This window comes from Flavobacterium sp., from assembly GCF_044357305.1.
Taxonomy (GTDB): Bacteria; Bacteroidota; Bacteroidia; order Flavobacteriales; family Flavobacteriaceae; genus Flavobacterium.
The window spans coordinates 22,651-45,414 of sequence record NZ_JBIKPS010000005.1 but is presented as its reverse complement, the minus strand read 5'-3'; the positions used below and the strand labels follow the sequence as shown (position 1 = coordinate 45,414).

At 34.2% G+C, this 22,764-nt stretch carries 18 protein-coding genes and 1 other RNA gene; 13 read left to right on the top strand and 6 right to left on the bottom strand.

Annotated features, from left to right (window positions below):
- Positions 1–27: 27 nt before the first annotated feature.
- From ACIQ2J_RS05280 to ACIQ2J_RS05255, 6 genes are all read left to right on the top strand, one after another.
- On the top strand, positions 28–981 hold the full coding sequence (locus tag ACIQ2J_RS05280; protein WP_396167345.1) for an acetyl-CoA carboxylase carboxyltransferase subunit alpha: 954 nt from the start codon (positions 28–30) through the stop codon (positions 979–981).
- 139 nt (positions 982–1,120) lie between these two features.
- Positions 1,121–2,665, top strand: coding sequence for a replicative DNA helicase (gene dnaB, locus ACIQ2J_RS05275; protein ID WP_396167344.1), 1,545 nt, complete (start codon positions 1,121–1,123; stop codon positions 2,663–2,665).
- Positions 2,666–2,739: 74 nt separating this feature from the next.
- Complete coding sequence (locus tag ACIQ2J_RS05270; protein WP_396167343.1) at positions 2,740–2,913, top strand: hypothetical protein; 174 nt, start codon at positions 2,740–2,742, stop codon at positions 2,911–2,913.
- Between the two features lie 115 nt (positions 2,914–3,028).
- Positions 3,029–4,291, top strand: coding sequence for an asparagine synthetase B (locus ACIQ2J_RS05265; RefSeq protein WP_396167342.1), 1,263 nt, complete (start codon positions 3,029–3,031; stop codon positions 4,289–4,291).
- Positions 4,292–4,361: 70 nt separating this feature from the next.
- An RNA gene (rnpB, locus tag ACIQ2J_RS05260) (RNase P RNA component class A) lies at positions 4,362–4,675 on the top strand.
- 46 nt (positions 4,676–4,721) lie between these two features.
- The gene (locus ACIQ2J_RS05255; RefSeq protein ID WP_396167341.1) at positions 4,722–5,405 is read left to right on the top strand and encodes an FAD-binding oxidoreductase; all 684 of its coding nucleotides are present in this window, start codon (positions 4,722–4,724) and stop codon (positions 5,403–5,405) included.
- Here ACIQ2J_RS05255 and rsmD read toward each other — a convergent pair.
- From rsmD to ACIQ2J_RS05230, 5 genes are all read right to left on the bottom strand, one after another.
- A complete protein-coding gene (gene rsmD, locus ACIQ2J_RS05250; RefSeq protein ID WP_396167339.1) occupies positions 5,402–5,980 on the bottom strand; it encodes a 16S rRNA (guanine(966)-N(2))-methyltransferase RsmD in 579 nt (192 codons plus the stop codon). The two genes, ACIQ2J_RS05255 and rsmD, sit on opposite strands and share 4 nt — an antisense overlap.
- Entirely contained in the window at positions 5,977–6,783 is an 807-nt protein-coding gene (locus ACIQ2J_RS05245) for a DUF3822 family protein (protein ID WP_396167338.1), read from the bottom strand. The genes rsmD and ACIQ2J_RS05245 overlap by 4 nt, the downstream gene beginning before the upstream one ends.
- A 141-nt stretch (positions 6,784–6,924) precedes the next feature.
- Positions 6,925–8,745, bottom strand: a complete 1,821-nt coding sequence (locus ACIQ2J_RS05240) for a chloride channel protein (protein WP_396167337.1) — start codon at positions 8,743–8,745, stop codon at positions 6,925–6,927.
- 32 nt (positions 8,746–8,777) lie between these two features.
- Entirely contained in the window at positions 8,778–9,446 is a 669-nt protein-coding gene (locus ACIQ2J_RS05235) for a DNA alkylation repair protein (protein ID WP_396167336.1), read from the bottom strand.
- The gene (locus ACIQ2J_RS05230; RefSeq protein WP_396167335.1) at positions 9,443–10,030 is read right to left on the bottom strand and encodes an ACP phosphodiesterase; all 588 of its coding nucleotides are present in this window, start codon (positions 10,028–10,030) and stop codon (positions 9,443–9,445) included. The genes ACIQ2J_RS05235 and ACIQ2J_RS05230 overlap by 4 nt, the downstream gene beginning before the upstream one ends.
- Before the next feature lie 150 nt (positions 10,031–10,180).
- Between ACIQ2J_RS05230 and glmM the strand changes: the two genes are divergently transcribed.
- A complete protein-coding gene (glmM, locus tag ACIQ2J_RS05225; RefSeq protein WP_396167334.1) occupies positions 10,181–11,581 on the top strand; it encodes a phosphoglucosamine mutase in 1,401 nt (466 codons plus the stop codon).
- Positions 11,582–11,673: 92 nt separating this feature from the next.
- Here glmM and ACIQ2J_RS05220 read toward each other — a convergent pair whose 3' ends face one another.
- Positions 11,674–13,239 carry a YdiU family protein gene (locus ACIQ2J_RS05220; protein ID WP_396167333.1) on the bottom strand — a complete coding sequence of 522 codons (1,566 nt, stop codon included), beginning with the start codon at positions 13,237–13,239 and terminating at the stop codon, positions 11,674–11,676.
- A gap of 139 nt (positions 13,240–13,378) precedes the next feature.
- On the opposite strand from ACIQ2J_RS05220, the gene ACIQ2J_RS05215 reads away from it, so the two are divergent.
- From ACIQ2J_RS05215 to ACIQ2J_RS05190, 6 genes are all read left to right on the top strand, one after another.
- Positions 13,379–14,968, top strand: coding sequence for a S41 family peptidase (locus tag ACIQ2J_RS05215; protein ID WP_396167331.1), 1,590 nt, complete (start codon positions 13,379–13,381; stop codon positions 14,966–14,968).
- A 364-nt stretch (positions 14,969–15,332) separates the two neighbouring features.
- A complete protein-coding gene (locus ACIQ2J_RS05210; protein WP_396167330.1) occupies positions 15,333–16,820 on the top strand; it encodes an aminotransferase class V-fold PLP-dependent enzyme in 1,488 nt (495 codons plus the stop codon).
- 562 nt (positions 16,821–17,382) lie between these two features.
- Complete coding sequence (locus ACIQ2J_RS05205) at positions 17,383–18,600, top strand: tyrosine-type recombinase/integrase (RefSeq protein WP_396167329.1); 1,218 nt, start codon at positions 17,383–17,385, stop codon at positions 18,598–18,600.
- Positions 18,601–18,897: 297 nt separating this feature from the next.
- Entirely contained in the window at positions 18,898–19,791 is an 894-nt protein-coding gene (locus ACIQ2J_RS05200) for a hypothetical protein (RefSeq protein WP_396167328.1), read from the top strand.
- Between the two features lie 133 nt (positions 19,792–19,924).
- The gene (locus ACIQ2J_RS05195; protein WP_396167327.1) at positions 19,925–20,206 is read left to right on the top strand and encodes a helix-turn-helix domain-containing protein; all 282 of its coding nucleotides are present in this window, start codon (positions 19,925–19,927) and stop codon (positions 20,204–20,206) included.
- A gap of 339 nt (positions 20,207–20,545) precedes the next feature.
- Positions 20,546–22,705, top strand: a complete 2,160-nt coding sequence (locus ACIQ2J_RS05190) for a VapE domain-containing protein (protein WP_396167326.1) — start codon at positions 20,546–20,548, stop codon at positions 22,703–22,705.
- The last annotated feature ends 59 nt before the right edge of the window (positions 22,706–22,764 follow it).

Below are 22,764 nucleotides of genomic sequence, written 5' to 3'. Positions count from 1 at the left end.
GAATTTTAATTAAATTGCACCAAAACTATGGAATACTTAGATTTTGAGCTTCCTATAAAAGAATTAGAAGACCAATTAGACAAATGTGAAATTATTGGTTTAGAATCAGATGTAGATGTTACTAACACCTGCAAACAAATAGAGAAGAAATTAGAAGAAACTAAACGTAAAATATACAAGAATCTAACCGCTTGGCAACGAGTACAATTATCTCGTCATCCTAATAGACCCTATACTTTAGATTATATTAATGCTATTTGTGGCGATTCCTTTTTAGAACTTTTTGGCGACAGAGGTTTTAAAGACGACAAAGCAATGATTGGTGGATTAGGTAAAATTGACGGACAATCGTTTATGATTGTTGGTCAACAAAAAGGATACAATACCAAAACGCGTCAGTATCGTAATTTCGGAATGGCAAATCCTGAAGGGTATCGAAAAGCGTTGCGTTTGATGAAAATGGCCGAAAAATTTGGAATACCAGTTCTAACTTTTATTGATACTCCAGGGGCTTACCCAGGTTTAGAAGCAGAAGAAAGAGGTCAAGGAGAAGCTATTGCTAGAAATATTCTAGAAATGTGTCGACTTAAAGTTCCAATTATTTGTGTAATTGTTGGTGAAGGTGCATCTGGAGGTGCATTAGGAATAGGCGTTGGAGATAAAGTTTTAATGATGGAAAATACTTGGTATTCTGTTATTTCTCCGGAATCTTGCTCTTCTATCCTTTGGAAAAGTTGGGAATATAAAGAACAAGCAGCCGAAGCACTAAAACTGACTTCTGCCGATATGAAAAAACAAAAATTAGTGGATGATATCATTCCAGAACCACTTGGTGGGGCGCATTATGATAGAGATACTACTTTTAAAACGGTGCAACAATACATTACCAAGTCCTTTAACGAGTTAAAAGATTTATCAACATCCAAGCTATTAGAGCAAAGGATGGATAAATACAGTAAAATGGGCGAATATAAGGAGTAAATTCCTACAATATCATTAAAATCCGAAGCCCTATGGTTTCGGATTTTTTTTGGCTTGTTAACAAAAAACAGATACTTATTAACAATATTTTGTAATAACTAAACTTTAATTAAAATAAAGAATTGGTTACTTTCGCTACATGGAAAATCTCAAAAATATAAACCCCGTAAGAGTAGATAAAACTACTATTATCAATCTAGAAAAAGGAAAACTCCCACCACAAGCACTCGATCTTGAGGAGGCAGTTTTGGGTGCCATGATGATTGATAAAAAAGGGGTAGATGAGGTTATTGATATTTTACAGTCGGATGCATTTTATAAAGATGCCCACAAACATATTTTTGAAGCCATTTTTCAGTTATTCACCGATTCGCAACCTATCGACTTATTAACAGTATCATCTCAATTAAAAAAGAATGCCAAGCTAGAGTTAGCTGGTGGTGATTTTTATTTAATTCAGCTTACGCAAAAGATAGCTTCGTCGGCACATATTGAATTCCACTCCAGAATTATCTTACAAAAATACATCCAGCGAAGTTTAATTCGAATATCTTCTGAAATTATTGAAGAATCCTACGATGAAACTACCGATGTTTTCGATTTATTGGATAAAGCGGAAACTAAACTCTACGAAGTTACACAAGGAAATATTAAACGAAGTTCCGAAACGGCGCAAAGTTTAGTAATTCAGGCAAAAAAGCGAATTGAAGAAATTGCTAATAAAGAAGGATTATCTGGAATTGCAACTGGTTTTGATAAATTAGATAAAATTACTTCAGGTTGGCAACCATCTGATTTAGTGATTATTGCGGCTAGGCCGGGGATGGGGAAAACTGCGTTTGTACTTTCCATGGCTCGAAATATCGCGATAGATTTTGGACATCCTGTAGCATTATTTTCACTAGAAATGTCTTCCGTTCAGTTGATTACGCGTTTAATTTCATCGGAAACTGGTTTGTCTTCCGAGAAACTTCGTACCGGAAAATTAGAAAAACACGAATGGGAACAACTTTCCGTTAAGGTAAAAGATCTTGAAAAAGCACCTTTATTTATTGATGATTCGCCTTCGCTTTCTATTTTCGATTTACGTGCCAAAGCCAGACGTTTAGCATCCCAACACGGAATTAAGCTTATTATTGTTGATTACCTTCAATTAATGACAGCCGGTGGAAATGGTAAAGGCGGCGGAAATAGAGAACAAGAAATTTCAACTATTTCTAGAAACTTAAAAGCTTTAGCCAAAGAATTGGAAGTTCCAGTTATTGCACTATCCCAGTTATCGCGTGCGGTGGAAACCCGTGGATCTAGTAAACGACCATTACTTTCCGACTTACGGGAATCGGGAGCGATTGAGCAAGATGCCGATATTGTTTCCTTTATTTACCGTCCAGAATACTACAAAATTGAAGAATGGGATGACGAAGAGCAATCGCCAACTGCGGGTCAAGCGGAATTTATCATTGCTAAACACCGTAATGGTTCGTTAGAAAATATCCGATTGAAATTTATAGGAAATCTGGGTAAATTTGATAATTTAGAAGAATATGGCGGCGGGTTTGACGATTTACCTTCTAAAATGAATCATGATGATAATCCTTTTTTAACTAAAGGTTTACCAACGGCTCATGAAGCTTTTGGAAGTAATATCAATTCTAACGAAGATGATAGCGATGTTCCTTTTTAAGTAAAACGTGTTGAAATTTTGTTAAATCTTTTTTTGAATCTATTTTTTGATTAAATTTGATAAAAATAATTAGTATGACAGTAATTATAAAAAAGAATGCAACTAAGGAAGAGGTTGAGAAAATTCTAAAAAAAATGAAAAACCCAGGTAAAAAAGGTTTAAGAAAATTTTTTGGACTTAATTTTATTGATACTGGAGGTTTAGATCCAGTTTCTTATCAAAAAATGTTAAGAAATGAAAGGGATTGATTTTTTAGTAGACACTAATTTTTTAATACATATATCCATTTTTTAACTTCCGATGCAGATTTTAAAAATATAAAAGAATTACATTTAATATTTTTAGAAAAATAATATCCAATACATGCAATTTCAAAAGTCCATCACACTTATTATATTATTAGTTTCCTTTTCTATTAAAGCAAATTTCATTTTGCTTCCAATGGATGAAACTACTCAAAAAAACCACCTAAAAGCCTACGGAATTACCTATTGGTGTTTGGATAAAAAATACAAAGCCAGTTGGTTGCTAAACTACCGCGGAGGCTCTTTTTTATTGCCTGATGCTGCCGAAATTCGTAAAGAATGTCAAATTAGAGGAGTTAGTTTTGAAATTTTATCCGATGCCGAGGAAGAGTCTATTTTAGCAGAAATTTCTTCTCCTTCACAAAATATGGAAACGGTTGTTTTAGAAAAAGCACCCAAAATTGCAGTCTATACACCCAAAGGAAAACAACCTTGGGACGATGCCGTTACAATGGTTTTAACCTATGCCGAAATTCCGTTTACTCCAATTTACGATGAAGAAGTACTTTCCGATCAATTGATTTTATACGATTGGTTGCATTTGCACCATGAAGATTTCTCGGGTCAATACGGAAAATTTTATGGAGCTTATAGAAATGCACCTTGGTATATTGATCAAAAGAAAGATGCAGAAGCCCTGGCAACCAAACTTGGATATGCTAAAGTATCCGAAGATAAATTGGCTGTAGCCAAAAAAATACGTGATTTTGTAATTGGTGGTGGCTTTATGTTTGCCATGTGTTCGGCAACCGATAGTTTTGATATTGCACTTTCGGCCGAAGGAGTTGATATTTGCGAGCCAATGTTTGATGGCGACGACAGTTCTCCCAACTACCAAGCGCAAATAGATTACACTAAAACATTTGCATTCAAAAATTTTATTTTAGATAGAAAACCAGAGCATTATGAATTTTCGAATATTGATATGACGGAAAAACGAAATATCATAATGGAAAAAGATTATTTTTCTTTAATGGATTTCTCTGCGAAATGGGATGTTATTCCGAGTATGTTATGCCAAAATCACACTTCTTTAGTGAAAGGCTTTATGGGACAAACCACTGCATTTGATGGAGAATTAATCAAATCGAATGTATTAATTCTGGGCCAAAATGAATTAAATGGGGAAGCTCGATATATTCATGGGCAAAAAGGAAAAGGATTTTTCACCTTTTATGGAGGTCACGATCCCGAAGACTACCAACATAGAGTAGGGGACGCACCAACTGTTTTAGATTTACATCCAAATTCTCCAGGATTTAGATTAATATTAAACAACGTATTATTTCCTGCTGCAAAGAAGAAAAAACAGAAAACGTAGTTTTTTCTATGCTTTAGGGTTAAAATAAATAGCATTTACCTTTTATTCATATCTATTAATTTACCTTTGCAGTGCAGACCGCCTTATCGCTGTTCATAAATGAAGAGAGGAAAGTCCGGACACCAAAGAGTAGCATAGCGGATAACATCCGTCGGTTCAAGAAATTGGATTAGGACAAGTGCAACAGAAAGCAGGTACAGGTAATGCTGTAGTGAAACCAGGTAAACTCTATGCGGTGAAATTTCAAGTATATCGACATTTAAGGATTACTCGTCCGTTGTCGAAGGGTAGAAAGATGGATCTTGTGAGTAATTGCAAGGCTAGATAAATGATAAGGCATCAATTTATTGGTGACAGAATCCGGCTTATAGGTCTGCATTTTTTTAAAAATTATTTTTTTTCATTATATTTGATATTCAAATTATCTTAAATGAGTATCCTAGTTAAAGTTTTAGAAGCCAGATATATCACCCATAATGTAAAGCGTTTTGTAGTCGAAAAACCAGATGGTTTTGATTTCATTCCTGGGCAAGCTATAAATATTTCAATTAACTTACCCGAATGGAAAGAGCAATTACGTCCTTTTACATTTACCTGTTTAAGAGATGCTAAGTTTCTTGAATTCATGATTAAAATCTATGAGGATCATAGTGGGGTTACCAAAATTTTAGGACGGATAAATGCAGGTGACGAACTAATTCTCCATGATGTTTTTGGCGCTATAAAATATGATAAACCAGGAGTTTTTATTGCAGGAGGAACCGGAATCACTCCTTTTATTGCAATTTTTCGGGATTTATATCAAAAAAACAAACTAAGAGGGAATCGTCTTATTTATACCAATCAAACCGCCGATGATATTATTGTTGGGGAAGAATTGTTGCGAATGTTCCAAAAAGATTTTGTTAACGTTTTAACTCGGCAAGGCATTGTAGGTTATATTGGGAAACGTATTGACCGAAATTTTTTAATTGAAAATATTGTAGATTTTAGTCAGAACTTTTATGTGTGTGGTCCCGATAATTTAGTGAAAGATATTATTAGAAATTTGATTGATTTGGGTGCCAAACCAGAGACTTTGATTTTTGAAAATGATATTATAACAACATTCTAATATGTATCTTCTTCGTCTTCATTATCTTCATCATCACCTTCCAATTCATAAAAAGTAAAAACAGAACCGCCATAATTTTTTTCAAAAGAAAAGTGCATCATATGGTCGAGTTTGGTTCGTTTAGAATGTTCAACAACCAACATTCCGTTAGGACCTAAAAGTTCTTTTTCAAATACCAATTCGATAAGTTTTTCAAATTGTTTTTGTTCGATTCCATAAGGAGGATCAGCAAAAATAATATCGTAAGTGGCTTTGTGTTTTTCTAGAAATTTAAAAACATCATTTTTTATTGCGGTAATGTTCAAGTCGAATTCTTTAGCAGTTTTCTTGATGAAATTTATGCAACCAACATCGCCATCAATACTGGTTATGTTTTCACAACCACGAGAACCAAATTCGTAACTTATATTTCCAGTTCCAGAAAATAAATCCAAGACTTTCAATTCCGCAAAATGGTAATGGTTGTTCAGTACATTAAACAAGGCTTCCTTGCTCATATCGGTTGTAGGTCGAACGGGAAGGTTTTTTGGAGCGGTAATTCTTCTGCCTTTGTATTTTCCGGAAATAATTCTCACGAGTTTAGTAGTATAAAGTGTTCCCGGTTTTCTTGTTCGGTCAACGTATTTTTAATTTCTGAAACATCCAATAAGGAAATGTTCCGAATATATTTGTAAGCTATTTGATAAAAAACATCACTTTCAGAAATAGCACCAAGAAATTCCAATCTAAAATTCTCAGGATTCAATTGCAATTGTTCGGCAGTAAAAAGCACATAATAAATAAAATCTTCGGGAGTTTTATATTCAAATGAATTGAATAAGAGTAACTTCTGATTTTGAACCACCACTATCTCAAAATGACTTTCATTTACATGAACAAACATTTTGCGTTCTTCTTTGTTTTTAGATAAATCTAATAATTTAGAAACCAAAATGGTATTGGCATGTTTATAATCAAATGTGCCATATTGGTCTATAAAAAAATTATTCATGTTTACATATGGAATATAAACATGGTTAATTTCGTATTTTTCTAAAGCATCAAAAGTGAAGAAATCAGTTTCAAAAACTTTAGTGTTGTATTGCAAATAACTTCCTAAAAACTCCTCGTCAAATAGTGCTATAGGCACAAACGTGGAAAGATTATTACTGTGAATTACAAGAATTTCATCGTAGTTATGTTTCAATTCTGGATTTTCAAGATAAACGGATTCCAATAAATCCTCCATCTTAGTACTGCGTTGCATATTAGTATAAGGCAGTTTCTGTAATAATAATGGGTTGTTACTTATTGTATCAAAAACGCAAAACGACATCCCATCCAAGGAAACTTGAATAGCTAGTTTTTTATAGTTTTTATCAGTGATACTTGTTGTCATAATAGGTTATAGAACTCTGCAAACTTACAAATTTTATTATGGAGATTTGGGAATTAATGTCTAGAAATTTTAAATTAATGGTAAAGCGAATTATCAGATCAGCTTGTATTTGGTGATATTGCAATTATTGAAACAAATGAACTACTCAATAATCATTTCTTTTAATTTATCTCTGTAAGCCTCTAGAATTTCCACTTTAGAAATTAGCCCGAAGAATTTTCCGTTTTTAATAACAGGAAGCAGTGCTTGATTACAAGACTCAAACTTCTCCATGACACTCTCCATTCCGTCATCGTGATTTATGGTTTCTTTAGGTTGTGTAAGTATTTCCTTAATCAATGTGAATTTTATTCTAAAGGAATTAAAAATTATAGGTCGAATTTCTTCAAAATCTACAATCCCTAAGAGTTTATTTTTTTCATCTAAAACCGGAATTATGGTCTGATTTCCTGTTGACAAATACTCTACAAGGTTTTCTAAGGATTTTTCTAAGGTGATAGTTTTTACATCGGTTTGTACTAGTTTTAAAAAGTCAATACTTTGTAGGATATTTTTATCTTTATCACTAGTAAAAACTTCGCCACGATCTGCTAAGGATTTTACATCCATTGAATGGTATTCAAATTGTTTAGAAACTGCGTAACTAATGGAGGAAACAATCATTAACGGAACCATTAACTCATATCCACCTGTAATCTCACCAATCAAGAAAATTGCAGTTAGAGGGGCATGAAATAATCCGCTTAATATTCCCGCCATTCCTACAATCGTGAAATTGGCAATTGGTAAAGTATTGGATAAACCTAAAAGGTGGATTGCTTTTGCAACAAAAAAACCTAAATAAGATCCTACAAATAATGCTGGAGCAAAATTTCCTCCATTACCTCCAGAGCCCAAAGTTAGTCCGGTTGCGAAGGATTTTAGTAAAACGATAATTCCTACAAAAGCCAATAAAATCCATTGTTTGCTTTTGTAGTTTTCCAGCAATGTATTATTTAAGAGTGCTTCCGGATGTGCTGTAGATAAAGTTTTGATGCTTTCATAACCTTCTCCAAAAAGGGTTGGAAAAAAGAAAATTAGTACTGCTAAAATACTGGCTCCAAAGAGTGCTTTTTTATACGTATTATTTTTAAATCGGCTAAAAAAATGTTCTACTTTTCTGAAATTTCTAGCATGGTATACCGACACAAATCCTGCTAAAATTCCTAAAAGAATATAATAAGGCGTATTGTGAAAATTAAAAGTAAGTTCTTGTTTGAAACTCAACAAAACATCCTGACTCAAAAGGATTTCTGAAACCAAAGCACCCGTTGCTGCAGAAATTATAATTGGAATGAACGCAGAAATGCTAACATCGGTAAGAACTACTTCTATAGCAAAAAGTACTCCTGCAATTGGGGCGTTAAAAGCAGCGCCAATTCCGGCAGCAACCCCACATGCCAAAAGTAAAATTCTATCTTTTTGTGATAATTTGTATTTTTGAGCAAAATTAGATCCAAACGCTGCTCCTGTTATGGTAATTGGACTTTCTAATCCTGCCGATCCACCAAGTCCTACAGTAAGCGAACTTGTAATAATTTGAGCATACATTTGCTTTTTAGGAAGTATACCTCCTTTTTTAGCAACAGCAAATAAAATTTGGGAACTTCCTTTTTCAATAGAACCATCTAGAAATTTCTTAACCACGAAAACGGTTAATAGAATTCCGATAATTGGAAAAATACTATTGGCATAAGGTAATTTCAAATACCCATTGGCATAATTAGCAAACTTAAAAACGTTGTGCGCAAAACTCTTTAAAATTATTACTGCCAAAGCGCAAGATATTGCAACGGCAACACTAGATAAATAAATAAAATTCCGCTCGGATAGTATGGTTTTGGCTAAGAAAAATACCGCCTCCAACCGTCGAGCAATTCGTCGGAAAAATAATTGAACAGAGACTGTTTTGCGATTTGGCATTTTATAAAATTTCTTAGGAAAACAAATATAGGTTATTTTATATTTCGCAACGCCTCTCTTTTACTTAAAGGTTTTAAATTAGCGGCATTTACATAAGCAGTTACGCCATTTGGATTGAATCTGCTATAATCCCGTAATGCCCAACCAATGGCTTTTTGAATAAAAAACTCCTTAGATTCTTTATGTTTTTCACATTCTGCTTTAAGCAAATTAAAGTCAGTTTTTTCTTTATAACTCAATTGAAAAAGAATAGCCGACCTATTTAGCCACATGTTTTCGGAGTTAGAGAAATGTTCAATAACCTTCTCAGTTTCCTTTGGGAATTGTTGCAAATAGCCACCTAAAATAAATTTGGCGATAGTATCTACAGAATCCCACCAGGAATTGGTTACTAATAATTTTTCTATCAGATTAATATCTTCTAAAACATATTTTTTCTTGATTTCTTTCACTAAAATATCAATGGCGCATTGGTGAAATTCTCGTTCTTTTTTATTGAAAAGTTCCCAACAAATACTTCTGAAATTAGTTTGAACTTCCTCTTTATGCTGGTTCCAATTGCTTTTTAAAATAGTTCTTCGGTTGTCGGCTTGAATTCCTAAAAAGGAAAACTTATTTTTCATGTAATTCGCCATCGGAATTGCTAATTCGGCATTGGAATTCTTCCGCAATTCCGCTTCTAAATAGGTAATAAATGTCATGCTAATTCTATTAATTTTTGTTGGCAATGTAATTGTAGTTCTTCAAAAAACAATGTGAATTCTGTTTCTAATTCGGTATAAAAAATCCTAACTTCTACAATGGCTTCCTGCATATTTACTCGATGTTTGGTTCGGTAATCCATTTGAAATAAAATTATCTCTAAACCCTCTAAACTAGCATATTGCACCAACCAATTTTGATCGATCATATAAGGTAAAAGGTTTTGTGTTTTAGGAGTTAGAATGTCGTAATTCTCATTTAATAAGGAATAAAAATTAGCGGCATAAATTTCTAAATTTTCATCAAAATAAGAGTTCCAGTTTTTTGCCAAAAAATGATCGTAAACAATATCCATAATCACCCCAGCATAATGACCGTATTTTTCGTGAAAACGGTGTTTGCTCTTTCTATAAATAGGATGCGCATCCGTGAAAGTATCAATATACCGGTGCAATAAAATTCCTCTTCGCAAGTCATCGGAATATTCTAAATACCGATTGCCACGAACACTATCAGCCATGAAATTCCCAATTTTAAGCATTTCATTATCGCCAGAAAGATAAATATGGGCTAGGAAATTCATTTTATTGGTTTAAAGTTTCGGGTTCCGAGTTTAAGGTTTTGTAAATATAGATAATTTACTTTTTAATAAATTAGAAGAATAACTATATTTGCCAATAATATTCAGGGCTTACTAAACTCTATAAGCACATAACCTTCTAAACTAAAAATAATGACTTTAATAAAATCAATATCTGGAATTCGTGGTACTATTGGCGGTAAAGTTGGCGATAATTTAACTCCGGTAGATGCCGTGAAATTTGCTTCGGCTTACGGTACTTTTCTAAAAGAAGGAAGCGGGAAATTGGAAGACGGAAGAAAACTAAAAGTAGTTATCGGTCGTGATGCTAGAATTTCTGGGCCAATGATACATAATTTGGTGATGAACACATTGTTAGGATTGGGTATTGATGTAATTGATTTAGGTCTTTCAACAACACCAACGGTTGAAATTGCAGTTCCTATGGAGCAAGCCGATGGTGGAATTATATTAACAGCATCCCACAATCCGAAACAATGGAATGCCTTGAAATTATTGAATGCTAAAGGCGAATTTCTTAGTGGAAAAGAAGGGGAATTGATTTTGGAAATTGCCGAATCCGAAGCTTTTGATTTTGTTGATGTAGATTCTTTAGGAGAAATCACCGTTAACGATGCTTACATGGACATTCATATTGATGAAGTTTTAGATTTGCCTTTGGTTGATGCAGAAGCAGTTGCCAAAAGAAAATTTAAAGTAGTTGTTGATGGTGTGAATTCTTCGGGTGGAATTATTATACCGAAGTTGTTGGAATTGATGGGAGTAGAGTGCGTAAAATTATATTGCGAACCTAACGGTCAATTTCCGCACAATCCAGAACCTTTAAAAGAACATTTGGGAGATATTTGTAAATTAGTTTTGGAAGAAAAAGCCGATTTCGGAATTGTGGTAGATCCAGATGTAGATCGTTTGGCTTTCATTTCTAACGATGGTGAAATGTTTGGCGAAGAATATACGTTGGTGGCTTGTGCTGATTATGTATTGAGCAAAACTCCAGGAAATACGGTTTCTAATATGTCGTCTTCTCGTGCTTTGCGCGATATTACCAACAAACATAATGGCAATTACCAGGCAAGTGCTGTTGGAGAGGTGAATGTAGTGGAATTGATGAAGTCTACCAATGCCATAATTGGTGGTGAAGGTAATGGTGGAATTATTTATCCAGAATCCCATTACGGTAGAGATAGTTTAGTAGGAGTTGCTTTGTTCTTAACGCATTTAGCAAGTTTAGACATGACTGTTGCCGAATTAAGAGCAAGTTATCCACAATATTATATGAGTAAAAACAAAATAGAATTAACGCCTCAAATTGATGTGGATGCTATTTTAGTTGCCATGACCGAAAAATACAAAAACGAAGATAGTACCACTATTGATGGCGTAAAAATTGATTTTGCTACCGAATGGGTTCACTTAAGAAAATCCAATACCGAACCAATAATTCGAATCTATACGGAAGCTCCAACCCAAGCAGCAGCTGACGACTTAGCGGTAAAAATTATTAATGAAATAAAAGTTATTGCTGGAATATAAGGATTAAATAATCCAGATTTAAATTGCCATTGGGTACAATTAAACAGAATACTAAAAAGGTTATTGAAAATATTTTCAATAACCTTTTTTAATTAAGAACTGCAAGATAGCATCGAACTGCCTATTTTGTCTCTAGCCCAATCGGGTCTTTTAGCATACCATTTAGCATATTCGTCTTGCTCATCATAAGGTTTTTTTAGTAGCTCATGCAACTCTTTTAAAATAGAATAATCTTCTTTTTCAGCACTTTCTATGGCCAATTGCGCCATATAATTTCGTAAAACATATTTTGGATTAACTAAATCCATTGCTATTTTTCGATCTTCGTCTGATACATCTTCAATGCTCAGTCGGTTAAGGTATTTTTCAAACCATCTTCCCCAAGATTTTAAAATTTCTTTTTTTATTTCTTCAGGTTTATAAAAAGCATCGTTTATAGTTGCAATACCACTTCCAGGAGAAGTGTTTTTCTTTACAGAACTCAATTCTCTAAAAAAGATAGTCATATCGGTTTCCGAAAGTTGCAAGACTTTTTCCAATTTGGCAATAAGTTTACCATCGTCGGCATCTATTTTTTTTAAGCCTAATTTAGATCGCATCATTTCTATATAATCCGAATGGTACATTTGTTGAAATTCTTTTAATAGTAATTCCAATGGTTTGGCTTCTTCAATTAAGGGATACAAAGCATTTGCCAACTGGTATAAATTCCATTGGGCAACATTGGGTTGGTTTTCAAATCGGTACCTTCTGTATTCACTATCGGTGGTATTTGGCGTCCAATTATAATTATAATCTTCCAACCAACCATAAGGGCCATAATCAATTGTTAATCCTAGAATAGACATATTATCGGTATTCATAACCCCATGAACAAAACCCACTCGTTGCCAATGCACTATCATTTCTCGGGTTTTATTGGCAACCGATTTAAAAAAATCTAAATATTTCTCTTTTCCCGAAGAAGTAATTTCTGGAAAGTAGTGTTTTATAGTAAAATCGGTAAGTAGTTGTAAAGTTGGAATGTCATTTTGCGAAGAAAACAATTCAAAACTCCCAAATCGAATAAACGATGGAGCCACTCTACAAACCACAGCGCCTTTTTCATAATTAGGATTTCCGTTATACATAACATCCCTTAAAACGGAATCGCCCGTAAGAATTAAAGATAACGATCGGGTAGTGGGGATGCCCAAATGAAACATAGCCTCACTGCACAAATGTTCTCTGATAGAGGATCGTAATACCGCCAATCCATCCGCTCTACGGGAATAAGGTGTGCTACCTGCGCCTTTAAGTTGTAAAGTAAAAACTTGGTCTTTATATTTTATTTCCGATAATACAATTGCTCTACCATCTCCCAATTGACCTGCCCAATTCCCAAATTGATGTCCGGCATAATTCATAGCGTAAGGTCTTGAATTTGGAATTGCTTTTTTGCCAGAAAAATAATTTACAAAATCTTCGCTCTCTACCTCTTCTTTAGAAATTCCAACGAGTTCTGCAACTTCCTCGGTTGCATGAATTAATGTAGGATTGGACGGTATTCTTGGTGAAACATACGAAAAACAAGCATTTAAAACTTGGCGAGTTTCATTGGTTTCATTAGTATCTGCTGGTAATAGGCTAGTAAACTTATTTTCTAACTGTAATTGCATTGTGTTTTTTATAGGATTACTATCAAATGTAAAGAAATATTTCGGAATAGTACCGCAGAATGTTAATATAATCTTATAGTTGGATTGTTAATTTCTATTAAATACTATATTTGAAATTTAGAAATAACACCAAGAGCATTTGAAAATCACACCAAAAATAACGGTTATTAAGTCTACTCTTCTTTTACTTTTTGTATTGTTTTACTTAGTGGGTTGTACATCCGCAGCAGAGTATAATCAAAAGTTGGACAGAACCATAACTAATCAAAAATTACTTGCAGATGTAGATTATGTGCAGCATAAACTAGAAAAACTACATCCAAGTTTATATACTTATATTTCTAAAGAAGCATTAAATTTCAAATTCGATAGTGTTCGTAGGGCAATCGACAAACCTTTAACCAGCAAAGAGTTTTTCTTTTTGTTAAGTCCGGTAATTGCTTCGGTTAGACAAGGGCACATGGTTTTATCCCCTCCTTTTAAAAAGACAGAAAAAAAAGAACTATCCCGACTTACCAAATTAGGTGCAGGTCCCTTATCGCAATTTGATTTGGAATGGATAAATTACAAATTATACGTAGCCAAAAATAAATCTAACCTAAAAGCAATTTCTGCAGGTGCCGAAGTCATTAGCATCAACCAAGTTCCACCCCAAAATATTTACAACAAATACCGAAATACCTATTCGTCGGATGGGTATAATACAACCTATATTCCTCGTGGATTTACCAAAAGATTCGTTACTTATTTTACTAACGAAATGGGAATTAACGATAGTTTAGCCTATGTTTTCAAACAAAATGATTCGCTAATAAGTTGTGTAATCCACCGCCAAATTCTAGAGAAAAAGGCAAAAGTAAAAACTACAGTTTCTGCAGAAAATAAACCAAAACCAATTGTTGCAGACAAAAAGAAACAACGTATTTACGGTTACGATGCCACTACTAAAACCTACAGCAAAAACTTAAGTTTTGTTGCCAAAGACAGCAGTATTGCCGTTTTGAAAGTAAAAGATTTCTCCAAAGGAAATTTCCGAAAAGGCTACAAAGAGATATTTGCTACTTTACAGCAAAAACAAACCAAAACCCTAATTGTTGATTTAAGAAACAACCCCGGTGGCCGAGTTGCAGAAGCAGTAGAATTGTATTCTTACCTAACCGATAAAGATTTTGTAATGCTACAAAGCGCCATCGTATCCTCCAAAACAAGCCTCTGGAAACTTGGTTTGTTTAATAAAATACCGATGGTTGCTTACCCATTTGCAGCAGCATTTTACCCGTTTTATATGGGATTTTCCACCTTACGAACCAAGAAAAACCAACAAGGAATATATACTTATTCTTTAGTTGGTTCCAAAAAAAGAAAATTCCAACCCAACCATTTTTCTGGCAAAGTCTATGTCCTTATCAATGGTGGCAGTTTTTCGGCTTCGTGTTTGTTGGCTTCCAGTTTAAAATCAAATCCAAAGGTTACAGTTGTAGGAGAAGAAACTGGTGGCGGATTCAACACTACCGTAGCAGGATTGTTGCCCGTTTTAACACTTCCAAATTCCAAATTGCCTTTGCGTATTGGGTTAATGGATGTACGAACTACCAACCAAACTGAAGTGGTTGGCCACGGAATTTACCCCGATAAAGAAATCATCCCAACCCTTGCCGACCGATTAGAAAACAAAGACCCCGAAATGGATTGGATACTAAAAGAGTGCACTTCTAAAAACATACAATAATTGTCTAATATTATTTATTTTTTTAACCACATAGAATCATAGATTATAAAATTTTTTAAAGACGTTTCACTTTATTTAAGAAAATCATAGTCATGTGAATCCAAGTACCCGAGCGATAGCAAACAGGCGAAGCAATTGGGCTATGCAACTCTTTTTTCTTATGTTTCTGTGTGGTTAAATTATTAGTTGTAAACTAATTGAATTTCCTTTCCGGAGTTATGTGACCCAAGAATTGGGCTATGCAATTCTTTATTTCTTATGTTTCTATGTGGTTAAATTACTAATTATAGACTAATAGAACTTTCTCTCAAAACAACTCAATATACTCTTTAATATTCTTATATTTGAAAACAAATTTTAAGCAATGAATACCACCCAAACTACCACCGAATTAGAACTGTATTTCCAACAATTCCGAAAGAACATCATCGGAATTGACCAAGAATTTGAATCCCCTTTTGGAAAGAAGAAAATCATCTATACCGATTGGACTGCCAGTGGTCGTTTGTACCGTCCAATTGAAGAAAAAATGATCAACCAATTCGGACCTTTTGTTGCCAATACCCATACCGAAACCACCGTTTCTGGAACCGCCATGACTATGGCCTACCACGAAGCAAAACACATCATAAAAAAACACGTTAACGCTACCCAAGACGATATTTTAATCAACACCGGAACCGGAATGACCGGCGTTGTCAATAAATTCCAACGTATTTTAGGATTAAAAATCCCCGAAAATCTAAAGCAGTACACCAACATCCCCAAAGAATTAAAACCGATTGTTTTTATTTCCCATATGGAGCACCATTCCAACCAAACCTCTTGGCTAGAAACCACGGCAGATGTAGTGGTAATTCCTGCCGATAAAAACGGTTTATTCTCCATAGAAAATCTAAAAATTTTACTAGAACAATACCAAGACCGAAGTTTCAAGATCGCCTCCATCACCTCGTGCTCCAACGTAACCGGAATCCAAACGCCCTACCACGAAGTAGCCAAATTAATGCACCAAAACAACGGACTTTGCTTTGTAGATTTTGCTTGTTCTGGGCCTTACGTGCCAATAAACATGCACCCTCAAGACCCCGAAAGTTATCTCGATGCCATTTTCTTTTCGCCACATAAATTTCTGGGTGGCCCAGGAACTTCCGGCGTATTAATTTTCAATAAAAACCTATACAAAAATAGCATTCCCGATTGCCCAGGTGGCGGTACCGTAAGTTGGACCAACCCTTGGGGAGAGCACAAATACATTGACAATATTGAAGATAGAGAAGATGGCGGAACCCCCGGTTTTCTGCAAGTTATTAAAACCGCATTGGCAATCCAGTTGAAAGAAAAAATGGGCGTAGCCAATATTTTAAAACGCGAACACGAGTTGGTAGAATATGTTTTTGAAGCACTAAATACCAACCCAAATGTGGTGATTTTAGCACAAGAACACCAAGACCGATTGGGCGTAATTTCATTTTATATAAAAGACCTCCATTTTAATTTAGGCGTTAAAATGCTAAACGACAAATTCGGAATACAAACCCGCGGAGGATGCAGTTGTGCCGGCACCTACGGCCATCATTTACTCCATGTAGACCAAGAAACCTCCAACGATTTGGTGTGCCAAATTACCTCTGGCGATTTAATAAATAAACCAGGTTGGATCCGAATGTCCATCCACCCAACCACCACCACCGAGGAAATTATCTTTGTTTGCCAAAGCATTAACGACCTAGCAAACCACCATCAAGATTGGGAAATCGACTACCAATACAACAATAAAACCAACGAATTCATCCATAAAAACGCCACCAATCCAGAGAAAGAAATGGTAGCCAATTGGTTTTCAGTTTAAAACAACTTAAATATCCTCAAGTAAAAAGCAATATTCCAAATAGAATGTTGCTTTTTTTTTTAGGAGCGAAACAGTAGGCATTTTAGTAAAGGTAATTCCTGCCATACGTTACAATCTGTCCTTGCGAGGAACGAAGCAATCTCCTACAACTATTTAGTTTCGCAATGCCAGGATTTCCACTTCTGTCAGGGCTAGATAGGTTATGTCTTTTGTAAAAATAGAATTTAAAAAGAAGCAATAATTAAATAAAAGCGGTGTCTTTTTATACAAATAATGTATATATTTGATGAATATAGCACTATAAAGTAGCGCAAATATACAAGTTATCTCCAACTTTTCTTCCAACCCTCCGTTTTGCACTTAAAGTGCCGTATTCATTGACATTTTTAAATTAGTAAAAGCAGAATAAAGCACAAAAAAGCAACGAAATACTTGTTTTGTTGTACCCAATGTTGTACCTTAGTACTGTGTTGCACTAGATTGAAAACCCAATAGAATCAACGACTTCACTCTTTTGCTTCGCAATAAAAATATAGTATAACATTTTAAATTCTCTATTATTATGGCTTCTATCAAACTAATCCTTCGCACCAATCAGAAAGATCAAACTGGACACAGCCCTTTGTATATCCGAATTATAAAAGACAGAAAAACGAAATTTATCACTGCTGGAGTAAAACTCAAAGAGAATGAATGGGATGAAGTAAAGCAGAAAGTAAAAAAGAACCATTCCAACAGTGCCCGAATGAATGCTGCATTATCTCAAAAGATTGCAGATGCCGAGGGACAGGTAGCCGACATGGAACGCAAAATCAAAACCGTATCTGTTAAAAAACTTAAAGAAGCCATAAAGGGAAAAGAAGTGCCAAACTTTTTTGAATATGCCAGAAAGAGATTAGAGAAAATCAAAAGCACCGTTTCATATTCCACATACAGAGCATACACCTCTCAGGTTGATAAATTTGAAAAATATATGGGAACAAAGGATGTGTATTTTGATGAAATTACGGTAGCATTATTAAACGACTATAAATTTCATTTAGGCAATACATTAGGCAACGGAGATACAACGCAACGCCTTTCCATAATTGTGCTCGGAACCATATTCAGGGATGCCATAAAAGAAGAAGTAATTCCAGAAACAATGTTTCCTTTTAGCAAAATAACCCTCAAAATAAGTTCTTCTAAAAGATTATTTCTAAACAAAAAACAGATTGAAGATTTATCCCAAATAATACTCATAGAAGGCAAAAAAGCAACCATGTGGAGGGATTTATTTTTATTTTCAATCTATGCAGGAGGTTTGCGTTTTAGTGATGTTATCGAAATGCAATATTCCAATTACAATGAAGCAGAACATAAAATCAACAAACACATTCGTAAAACCGGAAGAATACACCAGTTCAAAATTGGAAAAGTAGCGATTGATATTTTAGAAAAATACAAAAAGGAAAATGCCAATCACGATGATTTTATATTCCCGGTTCTAGTCGATAAAGAAGGTTATTTGAATAGCGAAGCAAAACGTTATTTTCAAACTGCAAAATTCAATAAATTGGCAAATTGGCATCTGAAAAAATTAGGAGAAAAAATCAAATTACCTTTCGACCTTTCCTTCCATTTATCAAGACACAGTTTTGCAACCAATGCCTTAAATAACGGAATGCGAATAGAACATGTCTCTAAACTTATGGACCACCGAGACATTAGCACCACCCAGGTATATGCCAAAATAATCAGCGAAGAACTAGACAAGGCGGTAGACAATTACATCTACTAATTGCCCCAATTTGCTGTATACTAATATGCGCTTATTTGCGTTATTATAAACATAAGCAATTAGACGCCAATATTTTAAAAATACGGCTTTAGGCTGTTGTAAAATCCTTTTTTAAAAGGATTTTTTTTGTTGAAAATTTAAAATTAAATCGATATTAATTTCAAAAAAAAATCAAATTGAATCGTATTTGAAGGAAATTTTAAGATGCTAGTAATAAATAAAAAAGAATTGCCAATGAGAGATTTCAAAGATTAGAGAAAATAAAAAATAAGTTCCTAAATTTTCAATTCAATACAAATGAAAGTAAAAACAACTCTTTTTCCTGAGTTCATTTCAGTGCCAACCCCCAAATCTGAAAATCCTTTATATGATATTGTAATAAATGAAAATGCAACTAATGAGAATTATTGCATTGCTTTAGTCCATAAAATTTTTGAATTGCCACATTCAAAATTTGCTGCATTTATTGACTTCCAAGCAGAACTTATGAAAGACGAATTGAAGTGGATTAATAAATTAGAAAAACTAATTACCATTAACGAAGACTTGTTTCTTGAAAACAAAATCATAGGTCGTTACAATAAAATGTTTCTTTACATTGATAAAAAACGAGACGAACTGCAATCTTCGAGAGTAAAAGAAAGTGCAATCAAAACACCAAAACGCTTCATAAATGCTGATGCAGAAGACCGGCATTTTTCGTTTACAGAAGTAAAAAATTCTATTGAAAACATTCAAAATTTCAATGAAAAAATCATTTTTATAACCGAAGAAATATTCGAATACAAACAAGCAGATATTATTTCAGTTAATAATAAATTGCAACATTTCGATGAACAATGCACGCAACTAATCGAAAAACTTCAAACCATCCGTAAAATGAAAAGCGAATTTGATAAAGAGAAAGAACTTGAGAATAATACCTCTGAATCCAACCCTCTTCCAAAAATTAAAATTCAAATAAACGGTCCAATAAACATTTTAACCAATGCATTCAAACAGATGATGGTAAATGTTAAACCCAACGGAACCGCTTACATTTCGTATAAGATAAAAGACATTGCTATTTTCATCAGCGACAACTTCATTGATGACAAAGGACAACCTATTTCTCAAGCCACAATTCAAACCTATCTTTCACCAAATCGCACCGACAAAGATCCAAATAATGATATGAAAGTTAGATTTTAGTCAAAAGTGTGTTTTTTACTTTCCTTTATTCATAAGCCCTAACAAACTTTTTAGTCCGATAAGACTAAATAGAACTAATCGGACTTTTTTTTATTTCTTCCATTTGCACTATAACTTTTAAATAGTAAAAAAAATGGAAGCAATTATCATCACAAAAGACCAGTTCAGCGATTTAATGTCAAAATTAGACTTAATCCAAAACCAATTAAACACTAAAGGTGACAATAAGAAAGAAACCTTTTTAGACAATCAAGAATTTCTATTACTAATGAAAATCTCAAAACGTACTGCTCAAACCTGGAGAGACGAAGGCAAAATTTCATTCAGTCAAGTAGGAAGTAAAATCTACTACAAACTTTCCGATGTTGAAAAGCTATTACAAGAGCATTACAACAAATCATTCAAAGGACGATAGTATGTGCAGCTGCAACGGAACTTGTGAGAGTTGTGATTGTAAACCAAAAAAGTTAATCAATCCGATCTTCTCTGTCCTAGGGATTTGGAGGCGAGTGTTGATCGAAAACGTAAATAGAATTTTATACGGTTTTCAATCGCCCTAGCGTTCCGGAAGCGTTAAGAAAATTAATTTATAATTCGATAGAAATTATCCGCTGTTTGAGCGCAGCGAGTTCGGAGAATTTCCGAATTAAAATTAATTTTTAGCTGAGGAATGCAGGCTTGACCTTTTGTTTCTTTTGTGTCAAGACAAAAGAAAAGAGAAAAGAAAATTAATCAACAAAATCAACTTTTAAAAATGATAACAGTCTTCAAGAATTTCAACGAAGTCGTTGAACATAAATCAATACCGGTAATCTTGGATGAAATCCGCACCGGAAAATACAAACACGCGATAATTTACTTACGTAAATCATTATCTGAAAACAAATTAGAAGCCTACGAAAAAGCTAAGAAATCACTTCCAGCTTTCACACCTTCAGGAAAATTTATTGGTGGAAGAAAAATGGAGTTTTTAACTGAATATTCCAATTGCATCATTTTAGACATCGACAAATTACAACCAGAAGAATTAGCAAAAGTCAATCATTTGGCAAGACAATGCGAGTTTACTTATGCTTGTTTCATTAGTCCTTCAGGAAATGGATTAAAGATTTTAGTAAATGTAAGCAGCACTAAAACGCAACACAAAGAAACTTTTTTAGCTATCCAGTATCATTATGAAAAAGCACTAAATCTTAAAATTGATAAATCCGGCAAGGATATAACCCGATTGTGTTTTTACTCCTGGGATGAAAATCTATATCTAAACAAAAACGCTACAACCTTTGTCACATCGGGCGCAGTCGGGATGTCTTTAATTGAAGGACCACCAGAACCTAAAACCCAAGACCTAGAACCTAGAACCAACTCAGAAGCCATCTATCACCACTGCATAAATTTCACCGAAAAAAAAGTGCAATTTGCGAATGGTAGTCGCAACGTATTCGTACACCAATTAGCCTGTAACCTAAATCGAAAAGGGATTTCACTTCACGAGGCATTAGGTTATATCTTAAATGATTTTGGCTATGATGAAAAGGAAGTAACACAAGCAGTCAACAGCGCCTACGGAAACTTACACGAATTCGCCAAAAATTCCCCTCCCTTGAAGGGGTGGCCGAAGGACGGGGTGGCAAAAACAAAAAAGGAAATTCCACCTTCTGGCTCCCTCTCCTTTGGAGAGGGCTGGGGTGAGGATGACGATGAAGACAAACCAAAACCAACCCAAATAGACCGTTTAGAGTTGTTTTTATCAAGCAAATACGTTTTTCGGCACAACATTGTATCGGGTAAATTAGAATTCAAAACGATATCTTCAAGCAAGTCGCAACTCCCTCCCCTTCGGGGAGGGCTGGGGTGGGGAGTAATGAATGATTTTATAGAAAATTCAATGCTTCGGGAGTGTTTAAAAGGAAGAATTAAAACCAATTTATCATCATTACGAAACTTATTGTATTCTGACTTTTGTGTGCTGTTCAACCCATTTGAAGATTACTTTTTTAATTTACCTTCTTATGATGAAAAGACCGATTACATTACCGAATTAGCCAACACAATAACCACAACAAAACAAGACCTTTGGCAACAATGTTTCAAAAAATGGTTGGTGGCTATGGTTGGTTGTGTGCTCGATGATAAAGTAATCAATCACACAGTAATAGTATTCAGTGGCAAACAAGGATTAGGTAAAACAACTTGGGTGGAGAAACTCGTTCCCAAACCTTTGAAAGAATATTTATTTTCCGGAACCATAAACCCAAATAATAAAGATACTTTAGTACAACTAGCTGAATGTATGTTAATTAATTTAGACGAGCTAGAAAATTTAAATCGTTCTGAAATTGGATCACTCAAAGAAATCATTACAAAAACCCAAATCAGAATGAGAAAAGCATACGGACACAACAACGAAACTATGCCAAGACGCGCATCATTTGCAGGAAGTGTAAACACAGCTCAGTTTTTGAACGACAGTACAGGCAGCAGAAGATTTCTTTGTTTTGAATTAGAAGGCATTAAATACCAACACGATGTAGATATCAATATGGCTTTTTCACAAGCGTTATTTCTCTTCAAAAGTGGATTTAGATTTTGGTTTGATCAGGAAGAAATCAAGAACATAACAGCCAATAACGAACAATACCAGTTGCATAGTCCAGAAGAAGAATTATTGTTAACGTGGTTCGAACCTTGTCCTAAAGAAGAAGCAACTCTATTTTTAAATGCTTCTCAAATAGCTGCTAAAATTGCCGATAGAACAAAATTAAACTTGAATGATGGCACAATAAACAAATTGGGTAAAGCATTAAAAAAACACAATTTTATTAGATTAATGAGGCAAGGAAAACCAGTTTATGCAGTTAAAGAATTTACATACGAAGAAGTCGATGCAAAAAACAAAGAAGTCGAAGAATAAAAAACAACTAAAAAGTGGAACATAAAAATTCCACTTTTTTTATTTTCTATTATAATTAT